This is a genomic window from Trinickia soli (assembly GCF_002879855.1).
GTDB lineage: Bacteria > Pseudomonadota > Gammaproteobacteria > Burkholderiales > Burkholderiaceae > Trinickia > Trinickia soli.
On record NZ_PNYB01000008.1, the window covers coordinates 248012 to 266957 of the forward strand.

Here is an 18946-nt window from a genome sequence, read left to right on the forward strand (position 1 = left end):
CGGGACCCTTCCTACAACGCAGTTTCGTTCAGTCCTGAAGCGCACTCCACATCTCTTTGTCGCGCTGCGCTGTCCAGATACGCGGATGCGTGATGCCGCTTGCTTCGTCATAGGCGCGCGACACGTCGAAAGGCAGGCAATGCTCATAGATGAAGACCTGACCGAACTTCGGGTCCATCGTCTTGCGAGTCAGCGCCATCGCGCCCTTCAGATCGAGCTTTTCCGCAACGGCGTCACGGCCCGCTTGCAGCAGTGTCGTGACGAAGTCCTTCGTGTAGTCGAGACCCTTGTTCACTTCGGCCTGCGACAGCAGAGCGGGCCCTCTGCCCGGTACGAGCTTGTCCGCCTTCAGTGCGCGCAGCGCTTCCAACGTCGCCGGCCATTGCTCGAGTTGGGCATCGCCGCAGTAGCAGGCTGCGTCGTATTCGACGAGGTCACCCGAAAACAGCACTTTTTGCGACGGCAGCCAGACGACCGCATCACCCTTCGTATGGCCCGCACCCAGATGCGCAATCTTCACTTCGAGCTTGCCGAGCCACAACGTAATTTCCCTTTCGAAAACGAGCGTCGGCCATGTCAGCCCCGGCACGGTCTCGACGCCCGCGAACAGACGCGGAAACCGCTCGATCTCCGATTTCATGTCCTGCTCGCCGCGCTCCACGATCATCTCGTAGGTCCCGCGGCTCGCGATAACCTGCTGCGCGCCTTCCTTGAAGTACGCCGATGCGCCGAGCACACGGACCGCATGGTAGTGCGACAACACCACGTACTTGATCGGCTTGTCGGTCACACTGCGAATCTTTCCGATGAGATCCTGTGCCATCGCGGGCGTCGCGGTCGTATCCACGATGAGGACGCCGTCGTCGCCGATGATGACGCCCGAATTCGGATCTCCTTCCGCCGTGTACGCCCATGCGTTTTCGGACAACTGCGTGAAGGTGATCTTTTTTTCTTCGAGGTCTGCCTGCGATGCGAATGCTTTGGTCACGTCTGTCTCCGGTGAATCAACGATGGATGCTTCATCGTCACGTCGCACGCTAAATTTGTCAATGGCTAACTTTGTTGCTATACGAAAACTTCGGGAAAATCCTCATGTCCGACGCGATCCCCCAAATGGGTTACGATCGAGCACCATGGTGTAAGCCTGTAGGAGCGAACTTCACAATTGAAAGAAGCAACCTCAAAAGCGCAACGAGGCATTCAGAGCGTCGAAGTCGCCGGACGCATCCTTGAAGCGCTCGTATCGCGGCGCGAGCCGCTGCCACTGAGTGAATTGGCGTCTGCTGCCGGTCTTTCGACAGCGCAGGCCCACACCTATCTGGTCAGCCTCACGAAGCTTGGTCTCGTAAAACGCGACGCTTTGACCAACTACTATGAGCCTGGGCCGCTTTCGCTGCGGCTGGGCCTGATGCACGTCGAGGAACAACCGGCTTATCGCGTCGCAATGCCCTATGCGATGCAGCTGGCCGAGCGCACCGGCTTTAGCGTGGCTCTCTGTATCGCCGGCGCACAGGGGCCGACGATCGTCCGTTACGAGCGCGGCGGCAATCCGCTGCACGTCAACCTGCACGTCGGCACCGTTATGTCGCTGGAGACCACGTCGACCGGCCGCGTGTTCAAGGCTTTTCTCGACGCGGACGAACTCGCCGTCATGATGGAGCGCCAGGGCCTTGGCCAGCCAAGCGCGATCGCCCACGATCCTTCATCGGGCGTGTCCCTGCGGGAGAAGCAGCAGACCAGCCTCGAAGCGATCCGGCGACGCCGCCTGGCACGCAGCGTCGACATGCCAAGTCCCGGCATCAGCAGCATGAGCACCCCGATACTCGACGCAAACGGCAGGATCTTGCTCGCGCTGACCGTCATCGGGCCATCCGGCGCGATGGACGTCGGCTGGAGCGGAGCGATTGCTCGCGAGATGAGCGAAATCGCCGGCCTAATCACTCAAGCCCTGCCTCACAGGACGCTGACCCATGCCATCTGATTCCACCGCCGTCCCGCACGTCGCCACGGGACCGGCAGAGGCCAAAGCACAGCGCGGCATCAATGCGCTGGATAGTACCGGCGAACTTTTGACGGCGCTTGCAGCAGCCGGCCAACCGCTCAGTCTGCGCGATCTCGCGGCCGCGGCTGGCATGCCACCCGCGAAAGCGTTTCCTCACCTCGTAAGCCTGCAGAAGATCGGCCTGCTGTTGCGCAACGACGACGGCTGCTTCGCGGCTGGGCCGCTCGCGTTCCAACTGGGGTTGATCGCGCTGCAACGTCTATCGCCGACACGTGATGCCGAGCCGGAAATCGTCTCTCTAGCCGCGTCGACCGAACTCACGGTTGCCGCGTCGACGTTGGGGCCAGTGGGTCCCACCGTGATCCGGTTGGAAGAGTCGGCACGACCGCAACACATCAGCCTACGTGTCGGCACCGTCCTGTCCCTCGTCAATACCGCAATTGGACGCGTGTTCGCCGCGCATATGACGGAAGACGCCCTGAAAGGATTTCTGGTTCATGAGCCGATCAGGCTTGCAGGAGATGCGACTGCGCCAACTATTTCTCGCGCCTATCGCACGCGCTTGCGCCATATCCGCGAGACGGGTATTGACGAAGCTTTCGATACACCCGTGCCCGGCATCAGCGCACTAGCCGCCCCTGTCTTCGATCATACGGGCACCGTTCGGCTGGTGATCGCGGTCATTGGACCGTCAAGCGGTTTCGATCGCGACCCCCACGGCGCGATCGGTCGTGCCCTGCTAGGCGCGACGCAGCGGCTGTCGTGGCGCTTTGGGCTGCTCACGCCCAAGTCAGCCCTGGATTGAGCGAGCGGAAGTCACGCGCCTGCGTCGGATCAGTCCTGCGCACTGCTGGTCATACCCGAGCGAGCCTTGAAAAATGCCTCTTTGAGTACGTCGATATCGCCGACGTGATTCGCGAGCAACAAGATGAGCTTTGCATTTAGCGCATGACTATCGGCGTCGCAATCAAAGCGCCGGTAGCGTCGATCAATAAAGTCCGCCTGTTCATCGCAACTATCCGTACGTTGCCCCAGCCGCCGTATCAGTCTCGGCACAGACCGATACCCTCCGTAGTGCTTGCCCAAAGAGTGGCTGAAAACGAACACCTGTAGTTGATTTGCATCAAGTGCGGGGCGACCGGGCGGTAACAGGATAGAACTCTCGCGAACCGGAGGTGACCCATGGACGACCAGCTCAAGGAAAAGATCCTGTCATTGCTGGATCAGCACCGAATCATGACGATCGCCACAGTAAGACCGGACGGCTGGCCACAGGCGACGACCGTTGGCTATGTGAGCGAGGGACTTACGCTCTACTTCCTTTGCGGTTTGGAAAGTCAGAAGGCAGCCAATCTCGCCCTCAACGACCGGGTGTCACTCACGATCGACCACGACACCTCGGATCTGATGGCGATTACCGGTTTGTCGATGGCCGCACACGCACAACCGGTGACCGATCGCGCCGAAGCCGAGAAGGTTCTGCGCATGCTGCCGCTGAAGTATCCGGACATGCACGCGCTGCCAATGCCGATGCCGTCTCCAGACCAGGTGCGGATATTTCGCGTTGTTCCGACAGTCATATCCGTACTCGATTATTCGCAAGGCTTCGGGCATACCGATCTTTGTACTTGCGAATTTCCACCCATCTCGGAATCGTAAACTTCCCTGACGCGGTGTTCACATGGCCACCCCCAGGTGGGCAACCTGCGCCAAAGCGGGCTACCTTTACGCATCGATCGTCTTGGCGGTCGGCTTCTTTTTCGGAACGATTCGCACGCTGCTCATTGCGCCGCGCCTGGGTGAGACAACGGCCGTATCGCTCGAAGCGCCGTTTATGCTTGTCGTGAGTTGGAACCTGTCGCGCTGGAGCGCAAGAAGGTACAAGATGCTCACAGATACCAACGAGGCGTTGCTGATGGGCGCAATCGCCTTAGCCATATTGACGCTTGTGGAGTTGGGCACTGCCGCACTTCTGTTCAGAGAGACTGCGCTCGAGTACTTTTCAGGCCTATGGTCCGTGCCCGGTGCGATCGGGCTCGCAGCCCAACTGTGCTTTGCGGCCTTTCCATTTCTGCAGGCGATCGGTCGACAAACCAAATCCCATAAGGCCCCATGAAAGACTTTTATGGAATGCGGCTATCAACTACCTGATTGCCACGCCGATGACGATAGCCTGAGAGACGGCAGGGAGGCTCATGGAGCACCGCTCAGCGAAAGCGCGCGCCGCTCAGTAGGAGTAAAAGCCCTGCTTGGTTTTGCGGCCGAGATAGCCCGCCTCGACCATCTCTCGGAGCAAGGGCGCGGGCCGATACTTCGTATCGTTGAGGTCGCGGTAAATCACCTCCATGACACTGCGATATTCTCGTCGAATCTACTCGATCCAGAAACGCATTGAAGGGATCTGAATTCGTCGCACGCGATCACTGATCAGTTTCGCCAGGACGTGCATCCAGAGGATGCTCATCGATCATCCCGGCATTGACGCCGGGGGATGACGGCACGCGAGAACGTCGTGGTCATTCATCATCGACCAGTTGTCGTGGCCGATAGCGCGTCGAGAAACGCGGATACCACCTTGCTGGGTTCACCCGCACTGGTGACCGCCATGACGCGCGCAGTAGCCGATATATCCGCGACACGGACAAAACTGACATCTGTTCGACTGCACGCCCCTACCGATTCGCCTACCAAGGAGAATCCCAGCCCCGACGCGACCATGCCCAGCGCCGTATGGATGTCATTCGCTTCATAGGCTGCGACCTTCTCAAGGCCGGCTTCTCTTAGGAGAGAGCGAGTGTGTTCTGCGAAACGACTCTGCGGATCCTTCGGATAAGCAATGAAGTCGTCATCGACGAGTTCGGCTGCGCGAATTGACTTACGTCGGCACAACCGGTGTCCGCTGGGCAACGCCACCACGAACGGCTCGTCGATGAGAGGTGTAAACGTGAATCCGTCGAGAGGCTCGACTGCGCCCAGGTAACGCGATATTCCAACCTGTATCCGCCCATTCAGCAGTTGTTCGTACTGATGCTCCGACAACAGCGTGATCAGTTCGATCTTCACGCGAGGGTGCGTCGAACGGAATGCGCGCAGCGCCCTGGGCAGGATTGTGAAGATTGAGGATCGGGTGTAGCCGATGCTCAGAACGCCACTTCGCCCTGCGGCAACGTCTCGCGTCTCCTCCTCCAGGCCCACGGCCTCTGCAAGCAAGGCCTTGGCACGTGGGTGAAAGTATCGGCCCAGCGCAGTCAAGCTCATCGGACGCCGGGATCGGTCGAACAACTCTCCGCCGAGGTCTGATTCAAGCATGGCCAACTGCATGCTGATCGCTGTCGGCGCTACATGCAAACGCGCTGCAGCTGCAGCTGCGCTGCCGCTGGTCACGATCTCGCAGAAATATCTGATCTGTCTCAAGTTCATAAAAACTGATCTTACGCTCAAAATTCGATGTTTGATGTTGATTTTCTTGGCTTTGATAATGCGTTCGAGGCATTTGAAAACCAGGAGACGCACTTTGAACGCCATGAACGAACTCGCGGCAATACTGCCCGCCGCGGCGAATCTCAGCACCGCAGAAATCTCGGACGCCTTGGACGCGCTTAGATTGCCGGGCAGCGCGCTGGGGATCGGTCACATCGCGGGTGTCACACGGATCTTCGGACCGGCCTATACCGTTCGCTATGGGCCGGTGGATCAGGCCGCCCCGGGCACCGTGGGCGATTATCTCGACGACACACCAGCCGGAGCCGTGGTGGTTCTCGATAATGCCGGGCGCACGGACTGCACTGTGTGGGGCGGCATCCTGAGCAGAATTGGCGCGCATCGCGGCATTGCGGGAACGGTGATCAACGGTGTCTGCCGTGACACGTTCGAGGCTGATACAGCCGGCTATCCACTGTATGCCCTCGGAAGGTTCATGCGCACCGGAAAAGACCGTGTCCAGGTCGAAGCGGTGAATGCGCCGGTCAGCCTCGGGGACGTGCGGGTGGCCCCTGGCGACATCATCGCGGCCGATCAGGACGGAGTCGTCGTCGTGCCTGCCGCTCGAGCGGCGGAGGTGTTCGCGCGTGCGCTAAGCCTGCATGAGGCTGAGGAATCCATCGTGCAAGCCGCGCTCTCGGGAGCTTCGCTGGCCGAGGCCCGACAGCAGGCGCGGTACCACACTCTTCAACGGCCCGAGCGCGCAGACGCGTGAGCAATTTCATTGGAGATATCCGCAATGAAAGTACATGAAGCTAACGCGGCGATTACCGCGCTGCGCGACCTCGGGGCGGCTACGGTACATGAAGCACAAGGGTGCCGCGGCGCTCTCAGTGCTGCCATCAAGCCCATTGACATCAACTGCCGTCTGGGGGGGCGAGCGCTCACGGTCGATGCCGCTCCCGGAGATAACCTGATCCTCCACCACGCTCTCACCAAGGCGCGTCCGGGTGACGTCTTGGTGGTCGATGCCAAGGGATATCTCGAGGCCGGTCCGTGGGGCGACATCCTGTCTGAAGCGGCGATGCTGCGCGGGCTGTCTGGACTGGTGATCGACGGGGCGGTCCGCGATGCCGCGGCGATCGAGGAAATGGGATTCCCGGTTTTCTGCCGGGGCCTATCAATCAGAGGAACCGGTAAGAACCAGCCGGGCGTGATCGGCCAACCGATTGTCGTCGGTGGAACGCTCGTGCGCACAGGCGACGTGATCATCGGCGACCGGGACGGCGTGGTGGTGGTCGCCGCTGAAGAGACCGATGCCGTAGTGGACCGGGCGCGGCAACGTGCCGAAAAAGAAACGGCCTTCCGCGCATCGCTACGTGAAGGGCGAACAACCGTCGAATTGCTTGCGCTAGAGGCGACGATCGAGCGGTTGGGATTGCGCTGACTGCGGGCACACCGTCCGTCGACTCGACCAGCAGCGCAATGCTGGCTGGCGAGCGAAAAACAGGCTGCCCGTCGAGCAGCCCATGACAATGGAATTCCGGAGACAACCATGATTGAAGCGAACGTTGCGCAACGCGCGCGCGCGAAGGGCCGCATACCCTTTCGATGGATCGGTGGCCTGCTGATCCTCCTGCTCTGTTTGACGGCATATTTGGACCGCATCGCCGTTTCCGTCACCGCATCGCCGTTGATGGGGTCGCTGGCCATCACGCCGGTGCAACTGGGCATGGTGACGACGCTGTTCTCCGTCGGCTACTTTGTCTTTCAGATGCCCGCCGCCGCGCTGCTCCAACGTTTTGGGTCGCGCACCGTCCTCGCGGTCTCATTGGCACTTTGGTCGGTGTTCACGGCGGCAACGGGTCTGGTCGGTGGCTTGGCGGGCCTCGCGGTCGTTCGCGGCCTGTTCGGGATAGCGGAGTCCCCCGTGTTCACCGGCGGCAATCAGTTTTTCGGCAACTGGTTCAAGAAGGCGGAGCGAGGGCGCGCCAACTCGCTGATGAATGCCGGGGCGTTTGCCGCAAACATCTTCGGTCCGCCTTTGGTCGTGGCCATCGTCTCGTCGTTCGGCTGGCGTTCGGTCTACTTCGTCTTTAGCGCAATAGGTCTCGCTTTGGCGGGCACGTGGTACATCGTCGCTCGCACCCGGCCCGCAGAGCATCCCTGGATCAGCCGCGAGGAGCTCGACGAGATCACCGACGACATCGCTCGCCACTCGAACCCGGCGGCCCACGTGAAGACAAGCTGGCGTGTGCTGATGCGGCAACGATCGTTCTGGGCACTGGCGTTCGGCTATTTCGCAACGCTGTGGTGTGTGCAGTTCTTCATCTACTGGCTTCCGTATTACCTCCAGGTCACGCGAAACGTCAGCTTCCGCGCGCTCGGAATCTACGCCAGCATGCCGTGGATCTCTATCGTCGTCTCTGTGCTCGTCGCCGGGCTGGTCTCGGATTTTCTGCTGGCCCGCGGCTTCTCGCGCTACATTGCGCGGAACCTTCTCTGTGCATTCGGATTGGCTGTCGCCGCGTTAGCACTCGTGGCAAGCACAAGCGCTTCGACGATCGTTGCAAACGTGCTGTGGATCAGCCTCGCGTTGGGCATGACGGGTGTGGCACAGACGCTGTCCTGGACCATCGTTTGTGACATCGGAGGGCGCATCACCTCGATCGTTGGCGGTTGGATGAACATGTGGGGCTTCGTCGCCGCGAGCATCGTTCCAACCGTCGCCCCGATTATCGGAAAGCTCTATGGATGGAATGCCGTGATCCTGCTCAATGCCTTCATCACCCTGTTGGGAGTCGGTGCTTACCTCCTGATCGCAACGCATCGCGATCTCTAGACGTCGCGACTCGCGGCAGCACCTGAGCGCGGCCAGACGGCGCCCGTTGGGTGCCGTAACCAACGGCGGGGCCGGAGCACGTAAAGCCGGCTTAGCCTGACGCCAAGGCTTCGGATGCTCTCAAAGTGATTCCGGTCCATGCGCCGCTCTCGGAAAGCTCATGGACCAACTCGACGATCGTCTGTCGGACCGCCAGCGCCGCGGAACTCACCGGCGCCGTGTTCGACCAGCATAGGCTCACCGGGCGCCGGATCTCCGGATCGACGATGCGGCGCATGGTCGGCCGGCTCGAGGGGTCGCGCGATGCTATTGCGGACGCAGGCAGAATCGTGCAGGCAGCACCCGATTTCGCCAGCGACAGCAGCGTCGGTAGCGAATCGATATCCGCGATGATGTCGAGCAGCACCTCCTCACGCGCGAAGGTGCGTTCCAGCAGCAGACGCAGCCCGTTCGGCACGCTCGGCGCGACGAGCGGCACGCCGGCAAGCGCCCTCAGACTGCACGTACGCGCTCGCCGTGGCACAGTGCCGCCGGGCTCGCCGAACAGCTGCAGCGCTTCGTCGAAGAGTGGCAGCGCGGCAATTCCGGTCGTGTTCGACTCCCGAAAAAGGATCGCGAGATCCAGCCGGCCGTTCGCGAGCAACTCGTTGATGAAACCACTCATGCTTTCGACGTATTGCAGCCGGATGCCCGGATAACGCGCTCTCACGCGTTCGAACACTGGAACGGCGAGTATCGACGTCATCGTCGTTGGAAAACCGACCGCCACGGTCCCTGACTCGCCGCCAGTGCCTTCGCATACCTCCTGACGCAATTGCTCCATCTGCCGGATCACAAGTCTCGCGTGCCGATAGAGCGCCTGCCCCGCGGCTGTGGGTTTCACGCCTTGCGGGCTGCGAACCAGAAGTGTCAGGCCGAGGTCCCCTTCGAGCTTCGCGATCTGCTGGCTCAGCGACGGCTGAGCGACGTACAGTTTCTCCGCCGCCTTGCCAAGGCTCCCGTACTCGATGATGCCGACGAAATAGCGGAGCTGGCGGATGTCCATGGCGGCTCGATTGGATGTGCAGGTCATAGGATACGCCTATGGCCGGTACATTCAAACGGTATTTCCGTTCCGACGGCGCTTCACATAAAGTCGTCTCAATCCCATTCAAAGCGGCTGACACGTCCAGCCGCCGAAACACTCCGGACGGTTATGCGATTCGATGTCGCTCAAGACGTCTCCCAGTTCGCCCCCCTATCCGCTCGCCCAAGCGTTGCCTGATTTTCTCCTTGAAGATTGATGAGATCCAACCGATGAATCACGCCGCCGATCCCTATCAGGACATTCGTGAAGCCATTCGCGACCTTTGCAGCCAGTTTCCCGCGGAATACTTCCGCAAGATCGACGAAGAGCGCGGTTACCCGGATATGTTCGTCAACGCGCTGACCAAGGCCGGGTGGCTCGCCGCCCTCATCCCTCAGGAGTATGGCGGCTCGGGCCTCGGCCTGACCGAAGCGTCGGTGATCATGGAAGAGATCAACCGCGCGGGCGGCAACTCCGGCGCGTGCCACGGCCAGATGTACAACATGGGCACCCTGCTGCGTCACGGCTCCGCCGAACAGAATCAGAAATACTTGCCGAGGATCGCCAGCGGCGAATTGAGGCTGCAATCGATGGGGGTCACCGAGCCGACCACCGGGACCGACACGACCAAGATCAAGACCACTGCCGTGCGCAAAGGCGATCGTTACATCGTCAACGGTCAGAAGGTATGGATCTCCCGCGTGCAGCATTCGGACCTGATGATCCTGCTCGCTCGTACGACAGCGCTCGCGGACGTCGCCCAAAAAAGCGAAGGCATGTCGATCTTCATCGTGGACCTGCACGAAGCGATCGGCAAAGGCATGACGGTTCGTCCGATCCCGAACATGGTCAATCACGAGACCAATGAGCTGTTTTTCGACAACCTCGAGATCCCAGCGGAAAACCTGATCGGCGAGGAAGGCAAAGGATTCAAGTACATTCTCGACGGACTGAACGCCGAGCGTACGCTGATCGCAGCCGAGTGCATCGGCGACGGCTACTGGTTCGTCGACAAAGTCTCGCAATACGTGAAGGATCGGGTCGTATTCGGCCGCCCGATCGGCCAGAACCAGGGTGTGCAGTTTCCAATCGCGCGCTCGTTCATCAACGTCGAGGCCGCGAGCCTGATGCGTTTCGAAGCTGCGCGCCGATTCGATGCTCATGAACCATGTGGCGCCCAGGCCAATATGGCCAAGCTGCTCGCGGCGGATGCGTCGTGGGAAGCCGCGAACGCCTGCCTGCAGTTCCACGGCGGATTCGGCTTCGCGTGCGAATACGACATCGAGCGCAAATTCCGCGAAACGCGCCTCTATCAGGTTGCCCCGATTTCGACGAACCTGATCTTGTCCTACGTCGCCGAGCACATCCTCGGCCTGCCCCGCTCTTTCTGACGAGGATCAGCCAACCATGCGTCCACTTGAAGGAATCAAGGTCGTCGCATTCGAGCATGCGATAGCGGCTCCGTTCTGCACGCGGCAGCTCGGGGATCTCGGCGCACGGGTCATCAAGGTGGAACGGCCCGGCACCGGCGACTTCGCGCGAAATTACGACGAACGGGTGTCAGGACTCGCATCGCACTTCGTCTGGACCAACCGCTCGAAGGAAAGTATCACGCTCGACGTGAAGCAGCCCGCGGCGATCGAGGTCATGCACAAGCTGCTCGCTGACGCCGACGTATTCGTGCAGAACCTCGCACCGGGCGCGACTCAGCGCCTGGGTCTCGACTACGAGGCGCTTCGCGAGCGGTATCCGCGGCTGATCGTTTGCGACATCTCTGGTTACGGACTCGACGGCCCCTTGCGCGACAAGAAAGCCTATGACTTGCTCATTCAGAGCGAATCCGGTTTCCTGAGCATCACCGGCGCAGACGGTCAGCCGGCCAAGGCCGGCTGCTCGATCGCCGACATTGCCGCCGGCATGTACGGCTACACGAATATCCTGGCGGCACTCATCGAACGCGGACGGACGGGTCGAGGCCGGCACATCGATATTTCGATGCTCGAGAGCATGGTCGAATGGATGAGTTATCCGCTTTACTACGCGATCGACGGCCAGACAGCGCCCCGCCAAACCGGCGCGTCTCACGCGACGATCTTTCCGTACGGCCCGTTCAAGGCCGGCGACGGGAAGATCGTGATGCTCGGTCTGCAAAACGAACGGGAATGGAAGATCTTTTGCGAGATCGTCATCCGCCGGCCGGAATTGACCTTGGATGCACGATTCAACTCGAATAGCCGCCGTGTCGAGAATCGCGAGGACCTCGCGCAGATCATCGCACACGCGTTTTCTACCCTGACGGCAAGCCAAGTCATCGATCGGCTCGAAGAGGCCGGCATCGCGAACGCGCGCATGAACGACATGCATGCGGTCTGGACGCACGAACAACTCGCTGCCCGGCGCCGGTGGACCCAGGTCCGGACGCCAGCAGGCGACATCCCTGCGCTTTGTCCGCCAGGTATCGACCTGGCAGACGATCCACGCATGGACCCCGTTCCGGCACTAGGCCAGCATACCGATCCGATCCTCCTCGAACTCGGCTACAGCGCCCACCAGATCGGCAGGCTGCGTGAAACCGGCGCAGTCTGACCGCTTACCTTCACGTCGATCGCGTTCGGCGCTAGGCCACTACCCACCTCGCCTTGGGGTGAAGCTTTTCACACAACACAACAAAGGAGTCCCGACATGAGCGCAATCGATCTTGCGCACCTTCGTGAATGGGTGGGCACATCGCAAACGGATCGCGACCTCCTGTCCTCGCGCCATGCGCGGCTGATGGCTGCGACCCTGGGGCTGCCCCAGTCCGATATCGTCGACGGCGGACCGTTGCGGCCGCTTTGGCACTGGTTGTACTTCCTCGGCGGTGAGCCGCCGGCCGGGCTGGGACCTGACGGCCATCCTGCACGTGGCGGTTTTCTGCCGCCGGTGCCGCTACCCAATCGCATGTGGGCAGGTGGCGAGCTTGAATTCCACGCGTCCGTTCCGCTCGGCGCCCTGGTGGAAAAACGTTCGACCATCGTCTCGGTCGATCACAAGCAAGGCCGCAGCGGTGAACTCGTTTTCGTCAAGGTCCGACACGAGTTGCTGTACGACGGCGTCAACGCGCTCACCGAACATCACGACATCGTCTACAAAGGTGTGTCCGCCGTCGGCACGACTACAACGGGTACCGAGATGCCGGCCGCGCAACACACTCGCAGGATCAAACCGGACTCGACGATGCTGTTTCGCTACTCGGCGCTGACATTCAACGGCCATCGCATTCACTACGACGCTGATTATTGCCGCGATGTCGAAGGCTATCCGAATCTCGTCATCCACGGCCCGCTGAATGCGACGCTGCTGGCGGGATTCGCGGAGGAAGTCTGCGGGCGCCCTCTCAAGAAATTTCGCTATCGAGGCTTGAAGCCCTCGATTCTGGGTAACGAACTGACGATCAACGCAGCACCGGACGGCGATCAGCTCGTGCTCTGGGTCAGCCTTCCGGACGGCAGCGTGTCGATGCGCGCGGAAGCGATGTGCTGACGCGAACGCGTCCGACGCGCGATTTCGGGCAAATATAAATGACAGAGACAATGATGTTGCATGAAGAAGCTGGCTTTTCAGTCAAAGGCGGTCGTGGAATTTCGGTCGCCGTCCCGGCGTCGAAGCGTGTCATGGACGCGGCGGCGAAGATTGCGGGCGTGGCGAAGGTGTTGCTGGCCGATGCGCCGCAACTGGCCGCAGGCCTCGCAGAAAACGTCGAAGCCACCGTGCTGAACATCGCGAAGGACTATTCGCACATCGTCGCGCCGGCCACGGCCTACGGCAAGAACATTGCCCCACGCGTGGCGGCTAAGCGCGACGTGGCGCAGATCAGCGAAATCACGGCCGTGATCTCGCCCGACACCTTCGAGCGTCCGATCTACGCCGGCAACGCGATTGCGACGGTGCAATCGGGCGATGCGATCAAGGTCATCACGGTGCGCGCGACGAGCTTCGATGCCGTGGCAGCCGAAGGCGGCAGCGCAGCGGTCGAGAAGATCGAAGCGGCGGCTGACCGCGGCATTTCGCAGTTCGTGAATCGCGAAGTCACGAAGCTCGATCGTCCGGAGCTGACGAGCGCGAACATCATCGTATCGGGTGGCCGCTGGCGGACAAGCTCGGCGCGGCGCTGGGCGCCTCGCGCGCCGCGGTGGACGCCGGTTACGTGCCGAACGACTACCAGGTCGGTCAAACGGGCAAAATCGTCGCGCCGCAACTGTACGTGGCAGTCGGGATCTCGGGTGCGATTCAGCACTTGGCGGGCATGAAGGATTCGAAGGTGATCGTGGCGATCAACAAGGATCCCGAAGCGCCGATCTTCAGCGTGGCCGATTACGGTCTCGTCGGCGACCTGTTCACCCTCGTGCCGGAACTCCTGGGTGCATTGCAGTGACAGGCCAGGTCGCCCCGGAATCCGTCATAAAACAGAATCAACACATGTCGACTCAAACCCCGTTCGCCCCCCAGTCATATCTCTTCGTTCCAGGCAGTAGGCCCGAACGCTTTGCGAAAGCACTGTCGAGCGGCGCGGATGCCGTCATCCTCGATCTCGAGGATGCGGTCGAGCCCGCCGCCAAGGACGCGGCTCGCGAAACCGTGGCCGCATGGGCCTCCCGTCATCAGCCGGTTCTCGTACGAATCAACGGTCGCGACACCCCTTGGTTCGATCAGGACGTGCAGCTCGGTGCGCTCAAAGGCGTGGCCGGTATCATCCTTCCGAAAGCCGAGCACCTCGACGACATCGTCAAGGTGGTGTCGAGCGCGAAGCGCAAGGTACCGATATTCCCCATCATCGAAACCGCGCAGGGCATGTGGTCGGCAATGGAAATCGCGAATGCGCCGTGCGTGAAGCGCCTGATGTTCGGCACGCTCGATTTCATCGCCGAGATGGAGACCGACGACGATCGAGATGCGTTGAACGCTTACCGCGCTCACTTGGCGCTCGTATCACGCGTCTCCGGGATCGAGAAGCCGATCGACGGCGTCACGCCCGACATCCACGACACCGATCGCCTTGCGGCCGATGCACGCAACGGCAAGCAGCACGGTTTCGGCGGCAAGCTCTGTATCCATCCGAAACAAATCGCGACCGTGCATGCGTGCTATGGTCCCAGCGAGCACGATTTGGACTGGGCGGCACGCGTGATCGATGCCGTGTCCCGCAGCGGCGGCGGCGCGACGACCGTCGATGGAAAAATGGTCGATCGCCCGGTCGTGCTTCGCGCGCAACGTTTGCTTGCATCCGGCGCTCATCGTCGGGCCGACATGCCAGTGCAACTCCCCTCTGATTGAAAACTCGATCGCGCCAACACGCACCAGGCATCCTTCGCGCTGCTGCTCGATCGTCCAGCGGCAGTGGCCCGGGTCTTCCGGGCCTTTTCCACGCGCTGACGTCCGCTATCGCATCACGAACGGATTGCCTGTCAGCGCACCCGTATTGATCCAGACGCACTTCGTCTGTAGGTATTCGTTCACCGCATCGATGCCGTTCTCGCGCCCAAGCCCCGAATCCTTGTAACCACCGAACGGCGACATGTAGCTCACCGCGCGATACGTATTGACCCAGACGGTACCCGACTCGATGCGCTCCGACATCCGGAACGCACGGCCGATGTCACTCGTCCACACGCCCGCGCCGAGACCGAAGCGCACGTCATTCGCGATCGCGACCGCCTCGTCTTCCGCGTCGAAGCGAATCACCGACAGCACCGGACCGAACACTTCCTCCTGCGCGATCCGCATGTCGTTCGTCACGCCGGTGAAGATCGTCGGTTCGACGAACCAGCCGTCGCCGCACTCGGCGCGCGTCGCCGCATGACCGCCGAGCGCGAGATGCGCGCCTTCGTTGCGCGCAACGTCGATGTAGTGAAGCACTTTGTCGTACTGTGGACCCGTCGTGATGGGGCCGACCTGCGTGCTCGCGACCATCGGGTCACCCATTTGAGCGGTACGTGCAAGCGAAACGACACGTTCGACGACCTCGTCATGCACCTTCGACTGCACGAGCAGCCGGGATCCGGCGATGCAGGTCTGCCCAGTCGCCGCAAAAATCCCGGATACCGCGCCATTCACCGCATCGTCGAGATTCGCATCGTCGAACACGATGTTCGGCGATTTTCCGCCAAGCTCGAGGCTCACATGCTTAAAATCATGCGCCGCCTGCTCGTTGATCCGGCGCCCCGTCGAATCGGCGCCGGTGAACGTAACCTTGCGAACCAGCGGATGCGAGACGAGCGCGCTGCCGACTTCGTTACCGAAACCCGTCACCACGTTCACGACGCCGCGCGGAAAACCGACCTCATGCAGCAGTTCGACGAATTCAAGCGTCGATGCCGACGTGAACTCCGACGGCTTGATGACGGCCGTGCAGCCTGCCGCCAGCGCCGGCGCGAGCTTCCACGCAAGCAACATCAGCGGCGAATTCCACGGCGTGATGATCGCGACCACGCCGAGGGGCTCGCGTCGCGTGAAGGTGAAGTAGCCTTTCTTGTCGAGCGGGATCACGTCGCCCTGGATCTTGTCCGCAAGTCCGCCATAGTAGCGGTACCACTGCGGCAGATACGAAAGCTGACCGACCATCTCCGCATACAACTTGCCGTTGTCGCGCACCTCGATTTCGGCGAGACGCGCAGCGTCGGAGGCAAGACGATCCGCGAGTCGGCAAAGCAACTGCCCGCGCGCACTCGCCGACAGCTCGCGCCAGTCGCCACTCACGAATGTGCGATGCGCGGCACGCACCGCGAGATCGGCATCGACTTCGTTGCCTCGCGCGATTTCGGCCCATGGTTGACGGGTAAACGGATTGTCGCTGTTGAACCATTGACGGCTATCGGGCTCGCGCCGCTCGCCATCGACGAAGAGAAAGTAGCGTTGCATGACCGGCTCGCTGATTTCGATGTGAAGATTCCGCGGTGGCACGCAAGCGCATCGCACGTCGGGCCGCGAAATGGACGACGCCATCGTTCGCGCACAGGCAGCGAACGATGGCGGGTGAAAAGTGCTTAGAACGGCGCGTAGCCGAGCGCTTGGCGGAAGCGGTTCTTGACGTAAACACCATCGCGTGGCGGCAGCGCCCGCGGCGGCTCGTCGGCGCGGATATGCACCTGTGCGAACACCGAACCGCGCCGCGCATTCACGCGCTCGACGATCTGCGTGATGTCACGTTCCTGGTGGACTGCGAACGAATCGACAAGACCAAAGCCTTTTGCAACTGCGACGAGGTCCGTACCGAGGCTCGAATGGCTCTGCTGCATGCCGGTCTCGCCATAGTGACCGTTGTCGAGCACGACGATCGTCAGGTTTTTCGGCTGCTTCGCGCCGATCGTGCCCAACACCCCGATACCCATCAACTGCTCGCCGTCGCCGGTGACAACGACCACCGATTTCTCCGGCTGCGCGAGCGCAAGACCGAGCCCAAGCGCGGCGGCGCCGCCCATCGCGCCCCACAGATAGAAATTGCCGACGCGATCGCCGGCCGCAAACACGTCATATGATGGCGACCCTAGACCCGATACGACGAGCGCGTCCGGCACGCCGGCCATCAGGCTCGCGACGAATGCACGGCGATCGATCGTCTTGATGCTTTGCTCGCTCATCACTTTCTCTCCCACTTTTTGCGGCCGATGAGGCTCTGCGACAACAGTACGGCGACCTGCTCGCCGCCCTCGAACACGGCATCGAACCCCGCGCTCACGATTTCCTCGACGTCCTCCGGACGGTCCGCACGCATCACCGTGATGCCCATCAGCTCAAGCGCCTCCTGCGTTGTCTTGCCCATCGGCCCTTGCCACGGATTGAATTCCGCGTATTCGCCGCGCATCGTGACTAGTGTGAAGAACGGAAAATTGCAACTGCGCAGCAGCGAGAACATATTCACGCAATTGCCCACGCCGCTGCTCTGCATCAGCAACACCGCGCGCTGACCGCCCAGCCACGCGCCGCTCGTGATCGCGACGCCCTCTTCTTCCGTCGTCAGTGCGATGGCCTGAATCTCGTCGTCCGCGATCGCGCTGCGGATCACGTGGGCATGCCCCGCATCCGGCACGTACGCAATCTGCCTGACGCCGCCGGCCCTCAGGACCGAAAAGATGGACGCCTGCCAGAGCGGCGCTTGTCCTGTTGCGGTGCTCATCCGATGTGCTCCTTAGCAAGTGGTTTCAGATATCTTAAAATGCAATATCACGCTGCATGAAATAGAGTTTTTTGATTCTGGTATTACAGATCGGCATGCCGCCATCCAGGGATCGACATGGACATCAAGCAATTGCGCGCGCTGCTGGCCGTCGCGGAAACAGGCAGCGTCACTCGTGCCGCGGAAGCGCTGCACATCGTCCAGCCAGCGGTATCGCGGCAATTGAAGCTGCTCGAAGAGGACGTGGGCAGCGCGCTGTTCGAGCGCGGCAGGTATGGAATGGAGTTGACAGAAGCGGGCGAGATTCTGGTCGAGCATGCACGTCGCGCGCTGCTCGAACTTGACCGTGCGCGCGCCGAGATCCAGCCGTCGGACGCGCAGATTTCCGGCGTTGTCACGATCGGCCTGCTGTCGAGCACCGCGGACCTGCTCGCGGAGCCCTTGCTGAACGAAGTGAAAATCCGGCATCCGGCCGTGAGCCTGCGGATTTCAGTCGGTTACGCCGGGCACCTGCGCGATTGGCTCGAATCGGGCGAAATCGACGCGGCGTTGCTCTACAACCCGAAAGCCACGCCGACCATTCAGGCCCAGCCGCTGCTCGACGAGCGCTTGTGCGTCGTCGGCCCGCCGTCCTCGACACTTCGACCGAATCGTCCGCGGGCACTCGCGGATCTCGCGTCCTGGCCGATGATCCTGCCGAGCGCGCCTCACGGAATCCGCAATCTGCTCGAACAGGCCTGCCCGGGGACCGGCACGAAGCTGAACGTCGTCTTGGAAACGAACGCCATGAGCGTGCAGAAGCAGCTGGTTGTGCGCGGCCATGGTTTCACGATCCTGCCGAGCATTGCCGTGATCGACGATGTCGCGCGCAAACAGCTTCGCGCCGCGCCATTGAGCGACCCGGAGCTGCAACGCACGATCGTGCTTGCGTTACCCAATACGCGCCGGATCGCGATGGCCGTCAAGGCCGTCTGTTCGATTCTCGTCCTCGAGATGAAGCGCGCGGTCGAACGTGGCGACTGGCCGACCGCGCGCTGGATCGCGGAGTGAATTCGATCGCGTTACTCGTTGCAAGGCCCGCCTGCGAGCAGATCACGTGATCGGTCACCGCGATTTATTCACCGAGATACGCGGCCCGCACCTTCGGATCGTCGAGCATTTGCCTGGCATCGCCCGACATGGTGACCATACCAGAATCCATCACATAGCCGCGGTTAGCCGCTTGCAACGCAAGGCGCGCGTTCTGCTCCACGAGCAGCACGGTGAGGCCTTCCTTCGAAATGTCGCGCACGACTTCGAAGATCTTCTCCACCATGATCGGCGACAGACCCATCGACGGCTCGTCAAGCAACAGCAGCTTCGGACGGCTGATGATCGCGCGCGCCATCGCCAGCATCTGTTGCTCGCCGCCCGAGAGCGTGCCCGCGAGCTGCGTGGCCCGCTCCTTCAGACGCGGGAAGTAGC

The 18946-nt window shown here is 61.5% G+C and carries 18 protein-coding genes and 3 pseudogenes; 12 read left to right on the top strand and 9 right to left on the bottom strand.

What is annotated here, in order from left to right:
- Positions 1-28: 28 nt before the first annotated feature.
- On the bottom strand, positions 29-988 hold the full coding sequence (locus C0Z19_RS12115; protein WP_102610051.1) for an MBL fold metallo-hydrolase: 960 nt from the start codon (positions 986-988) through the stop codon (positions 29-31).
- Between the two features lie 177 nt (positions 989-1165).
- Here C0Z19_RS12115 and C0Z19_RS12120 point away from each other — a divergent pair.
- A pseudogene (locus C0Z19_RS12120) lies at positions 1166-2807 on the top strand (IclR family transcriptional regulator).
- A gap of 29 nt (positions 2808-2836) precedes the next feature.
- On the opposite strand, the gene C0Z19_RS12125 reads toward C0Z19_RS12120, so the two are convergent.
- The gene (locus C0Z19_RS12125) at positions 2837-2995 is read right to left on the bottom strand and encodes a DUF2783 domain-containing protein (protein WP_233196116.1); all 159 of its coding nucleotides are present in this window, start codon (positions 2993-2995) and stop codon (positions 2837-2839) included.
- Between the two features lie 189 nt (positions 2996-3184).
- Between C0Z19_RS12125 and C0Z19_RS12130 the strand changes: the two genes are divergently transcribed.
- Together C0Z19_RS12130 and C0Z19_RS12135 are read left to right on the top strand one after the other, a co-directional pair.
- Positions 3185-3661 carry a pyridoxamine 5'-phosphate oxidase family protein gene (locus C0Z19_RS12130; RefSeq protein WP_102610052.1) on the top strand — a complete coding sequence of 159 codons (477 nt, stop codon included), beginning with the start codon at positions 3185-3187 and terminating at the stop codon, positions 3659-3661.
- Positions 3662-3683: 22 nt separating this feature from the next.
- Positions 3684-4118: a hypothetical protein gene (locus C0Z19_RS12135; protein ID WP_102610053.1), complete on the top strand. Its 435-nt coding sequence runs from the start codon at positions 3684-3686 to the stop codon at positions 4116-4118.
- 111 nt (positions 4119-4229) lie between these two features.
- Here C0Z19_RS12135 and C0Z19_RS12140 read toward each other — a convergent pair.
- Positions 4230-4355: pseudogene (locus C0Z19_RS12140) on the bottom strand (3-hydroxyacyl-CoA dehydrogenase family protein); the annotation flags it as partial.
- Positions 4356-4525: 170 nt separating this feature from the next.
- Positions 4526-5527, bottom strand: coding sequence for a LysR family transcriptional regulator (locus C0Z19_RS12145; RefSeq protein WP_233196113.1), 1002 nt, complete (start codon positions 5525-5527; stop codon positions 4526-4528).
- Here C0Z19_RS12145 and C0Z19_RS12150 point away from each other — a divergent pair.
- The 3 genes from C0Z19_RS12150 (at position 5526) to C0Z19_RS12160 (ending at position 8264) form a co-directional block, all read left to right on the top strand.
- A complete protein-coding gene (locus C0Z19_RS12150; RefSeq protein WP_102610055.1) occupies positions 5526-6197 on the top strand; it encodes an RraA family protein in 672 nt (223 codons plus the stop codon). The two genes, C0Z19_RS12145 and C0Z19_RS12150, sit on opposite strands and share 2 nt — an antisense overlap.
- A 24-nt stretch (positions 6198-6221) precedes the next feature.
- Positions 6222-6869 carry a 4-carboxy-4-hydroxy-2-oxoadipate aldolase/oxaloacetate decarboxylase gene (locus tag C0Z19_RS12155; RefSeq protein ID WP_102610056.1) on the top strand — a complete coding sequence of 216 codons (648 nt, stop codon included), beginning with the start codon at positions 6222-6224 and terminating at the stop codon, positions 6867-6869.
- A 108-nt stretch (positions 6870-6977) separates the two neighbouring features.
- Positions 6978-8264: an MFS transporter gene (locus C0Z19_RS12160; protein WP_102610057.1), complete on the top strand. Its 1287-nt coding sequence runs from the start codon at positions 6978-6980 to the stop codon at positions 8262-8264.
- 91 nt (positions 8265-8355) lie between these two features.
- Here the strand turns inward: C0Z19_RS12160 and C0Z19_RS12165 are convergent, their stop codons facing one another.
- A complete protein-coding gene (locus C0Z19_RS12165; RefSeq protein WP_102610058.1) occupies positions 8356-9309 on the bottom strand; it encodes a LysR substrate-binding domain-containing protein in 954 nt (317 codons plus the stop codon).
- A gap of 251 nt (positions 9310-9560) precedes the next feature.
- Here C0Z19_RS12165 and C0Z19_RS12170 point away from each other — a divergent pair, with 251 nt between their 5' ends.
- The 5 genes and pseudogenes from C0Z19_RS12170 to C0Z19_RS12190 all read left to right on the top strand — a co-directional run bounded on the left by C0Z19_RS12170 (position 9561) and on the right by C0Z19_RS12190 (position 14643).
- Positions 9561-10721, top strand: a complete 1161-nt coding sequence (locus C0Z19_RS12170; protein ID WP_102610059.1) for an acyl-CoA dehydrogenase family protein — start codon at positions 9561-9563, stop codon at positions 10719-10721.
- 16 nt (positions 10722-10737) lie between these two features.
- Entirely contained in the window at positions 10738-11916 is a 1179-nt protein-coding gene (locus C0Z19_RS12175) for a CaiB/BaiF CoA transferase family protein (protein ID WP_102610060.1), read from the top strand.
- A gap of 96 nt (positions 11917-12012) precedes the next feature.
- A complete protein-coding gene (locus tag C0Z19_RS12180; protein WP_102610061.1) occupies positions 12013-12852 on the top strand; it encodes an HTD2 family dehydratase in 840 nt (279 codons plus the stop codon).
- Between the two features lie 38 nt (positions 12853-12890).
- Positions 12891-13744: pseudogene (locus tag C0Z19_RS12185) on the top strand (electron transfer flavoprotein subunit alpha/FixB family protein).
- Positions 13745-13788: 44 nt separating this feature from the next.
- On the top strand, positions 13789-14643 hold the full coding sequence (locus tag C0Z19_RS12190; RefSeq protein ID WP_102610062.1) for an HpcH/HpaI aldolase/citrate lyase family protein: 855 nt from the start codon (positions 13789-13791) through the stop codon (positions 14641-14643).
- Between the two features lie 105 nt (positions 14644-14748).
- On the opposite strand, the gene C0Z19_RS12195 is transcribed toward C0Z19_RS12190, so the two are convergent.
- The 3 genes from C0Z19_RS12195 to C0Z19_RS12205 form a co-directional block, all read right to left on the bottom strand.
- Positions 14749-16227 (bottom strand): aldehyde dehydrogenase, encoded by a 1479-nt coding sequence (locus C0Z19_RS12195; protein ID WP_102610103.1) that lies wholly within the window; start codon positions 16225-16227, stop codon positions 14749-14751.
- A 125-nt stretch (positions 16228-16352) separates the two neighbouring features.
- A complete protein-coding gene (locus C0Z19_RS12200) occupies positions 16353-16946 on the bottom strand; it encodes a thiamine pyrophosphate-dependent enzyme (protein WP_102610063.1) in 594 nt (197 codons plus the stop codon).
- Positions 16946-17482: a thiamine pyrophosphate-binding protein gene (locus tag C0Z19_RS12205; protein ID WP_102610064.1), complete on the bottom strand. Its 537-nt coding sequence runs from the start codon at positions 17480-17482 to the stop codon at positions 16946-16948. Before C0Z19_RS12205 ends, C0Z19_RS12200 begins: the two co-directional genes overlap by 1 nt.
- 117 nt (positions 17483-17599) lie before the next feature.
- Between C0Z19_RS12205 and C0Z19_RS12210 the strand changes: the two genes are divergently transcribed.
- Entirely contained in the window at positions 17600-18532 is a 933-nt protein-coding gene (locus tag C0Z19_RS12210) for a LysR family transcriptional regulator (protein ID WP_102610065.1), read from the top strand.
- Between the two features lie 64 nt (positions 18533-18596).
- On the opposite strand, the gene C0Z19_RS12215 is transcribed toward C0Z19_RS12210, so the two are convergent.
- A partial coding sequence (locus tag C0Z19_RS12215; protein ID WP_146012046.1) for an ABC transporter ATP-binding protein occupies positions 18597-18946 on the bottom strand: 350 nt, incomplete at its 5' end.

Excerpts from the sequence above, each read along its gene's own strand:
- C0Z19_RS12130 (WP_102610052.1), top strand. The coding sequence starts at position 3,185 with ATGGACGACCAGCTCAAGGAAAAGATCCTGTCATTGCTGGATCAGCAC.
- C0Z19_RS12135 (WP_102610053.1), top strand. The coding sequence starts at position 3,684 with ATGGCCACCCCCAGGTGGGCAACCTGCGCCAAAGCGGGCTACCTTTAC.
- C0Z19_RS12150 (WP_102610055.1), top strand. The coding sequence starts at position 5,526 with ATGAACGAACTCGCGGCAATACTGCCCGCCGCGGCGAATCTCAGCACC.
- C0Z19_RS12145 (WP_233196113.1), bottom strand. The coding sequence starts at position 5,527 with ATGGCGTTCAAAGTGCGTCTCCTGGTTTTCAAATGCCTCGAACGCATT.
- C0Z19_RS12155 (WP_102610056.1), top strand. The coding sequence starts at position 6,222 with ATGAAAGTACATGAAGCTAACGCGGCGATTACCGCGCTGCGCGACCTC.
- C0Z19_RS12160 (WP_102610057.1), top strand. The coding sequence starts at position 6,978 with ATGATTGAAGCGAACGTTGCGCAACGCGCGCGCGCGAAGGGCCGCATA.
- C0Z19_RS12165 (WP_102610058.1), bottom strand. The coding sequence starts at position 9,309 with ATGGACATCCGCCAGCTCCGCTATTTCGTCGGCATCATCGAGTACGGG.
- C0Z19_RS12170 (WP_102610059.1), top strand. The coding sequence starts at position 9,561 with ATGAATCACGCCGCCGATCCCTATCAGGACATTCGTGAAGCCATTCGC.
- C0Z19_RS12175 (WP_102610060.1), top strand. The coding sequence starts at position 10,738 with ATGCGTCCACTTGAAGGAATCAAGGTCGTCGCATTCGAGCATGCGATA.
- C0Z19_RS12180 (WP_102610061.1), top strand. The coding sequence starts at position 12,013 with ATGAGCGCAATCGATCTTGCGCACCTTCGTGAATGGGTGGGCACATCG.
- C0Z19_RS12190 (WP_102610062.1), top strand. The coding sequence starts at position 13,789 with ATGTCGACTCAAACCCCGTTCGCCCCCCAGTCATATCTCTTCGTTCCA.
- C0Z19_RS12195 (WP_102610103.1), bottom strand. The coding sequence starts at position 16,227 with ATGCAACGCTACTTTCTCTTCGTCGATGGCGAGCGGCGCGAGCCCGAT.
- C0Z19_RS12200 (WP_102610063.1), bottom strand. The coding sequence starts at position 16,946 with ATGAGCGAGCAAAGCATCAAGACGATCGATCGCCGTGCATTCGTCGCG.
- C0Z19_RS12205 (WP_102610064.1), bottom strand. The coding sequence starts at position 17,482 with ATGAGCACCGCAACAGGACAAGCGCCGCTCTGGCAGGCGTCCATCTTT.
- C0Z19_RS12210 (WP_102610065.1), top strand. The coding sequence starts at position 17,600 with ATGGACATCAAGCAATTGCGCGCGCTGCTGGCCGTCGCGGAAACAGGC.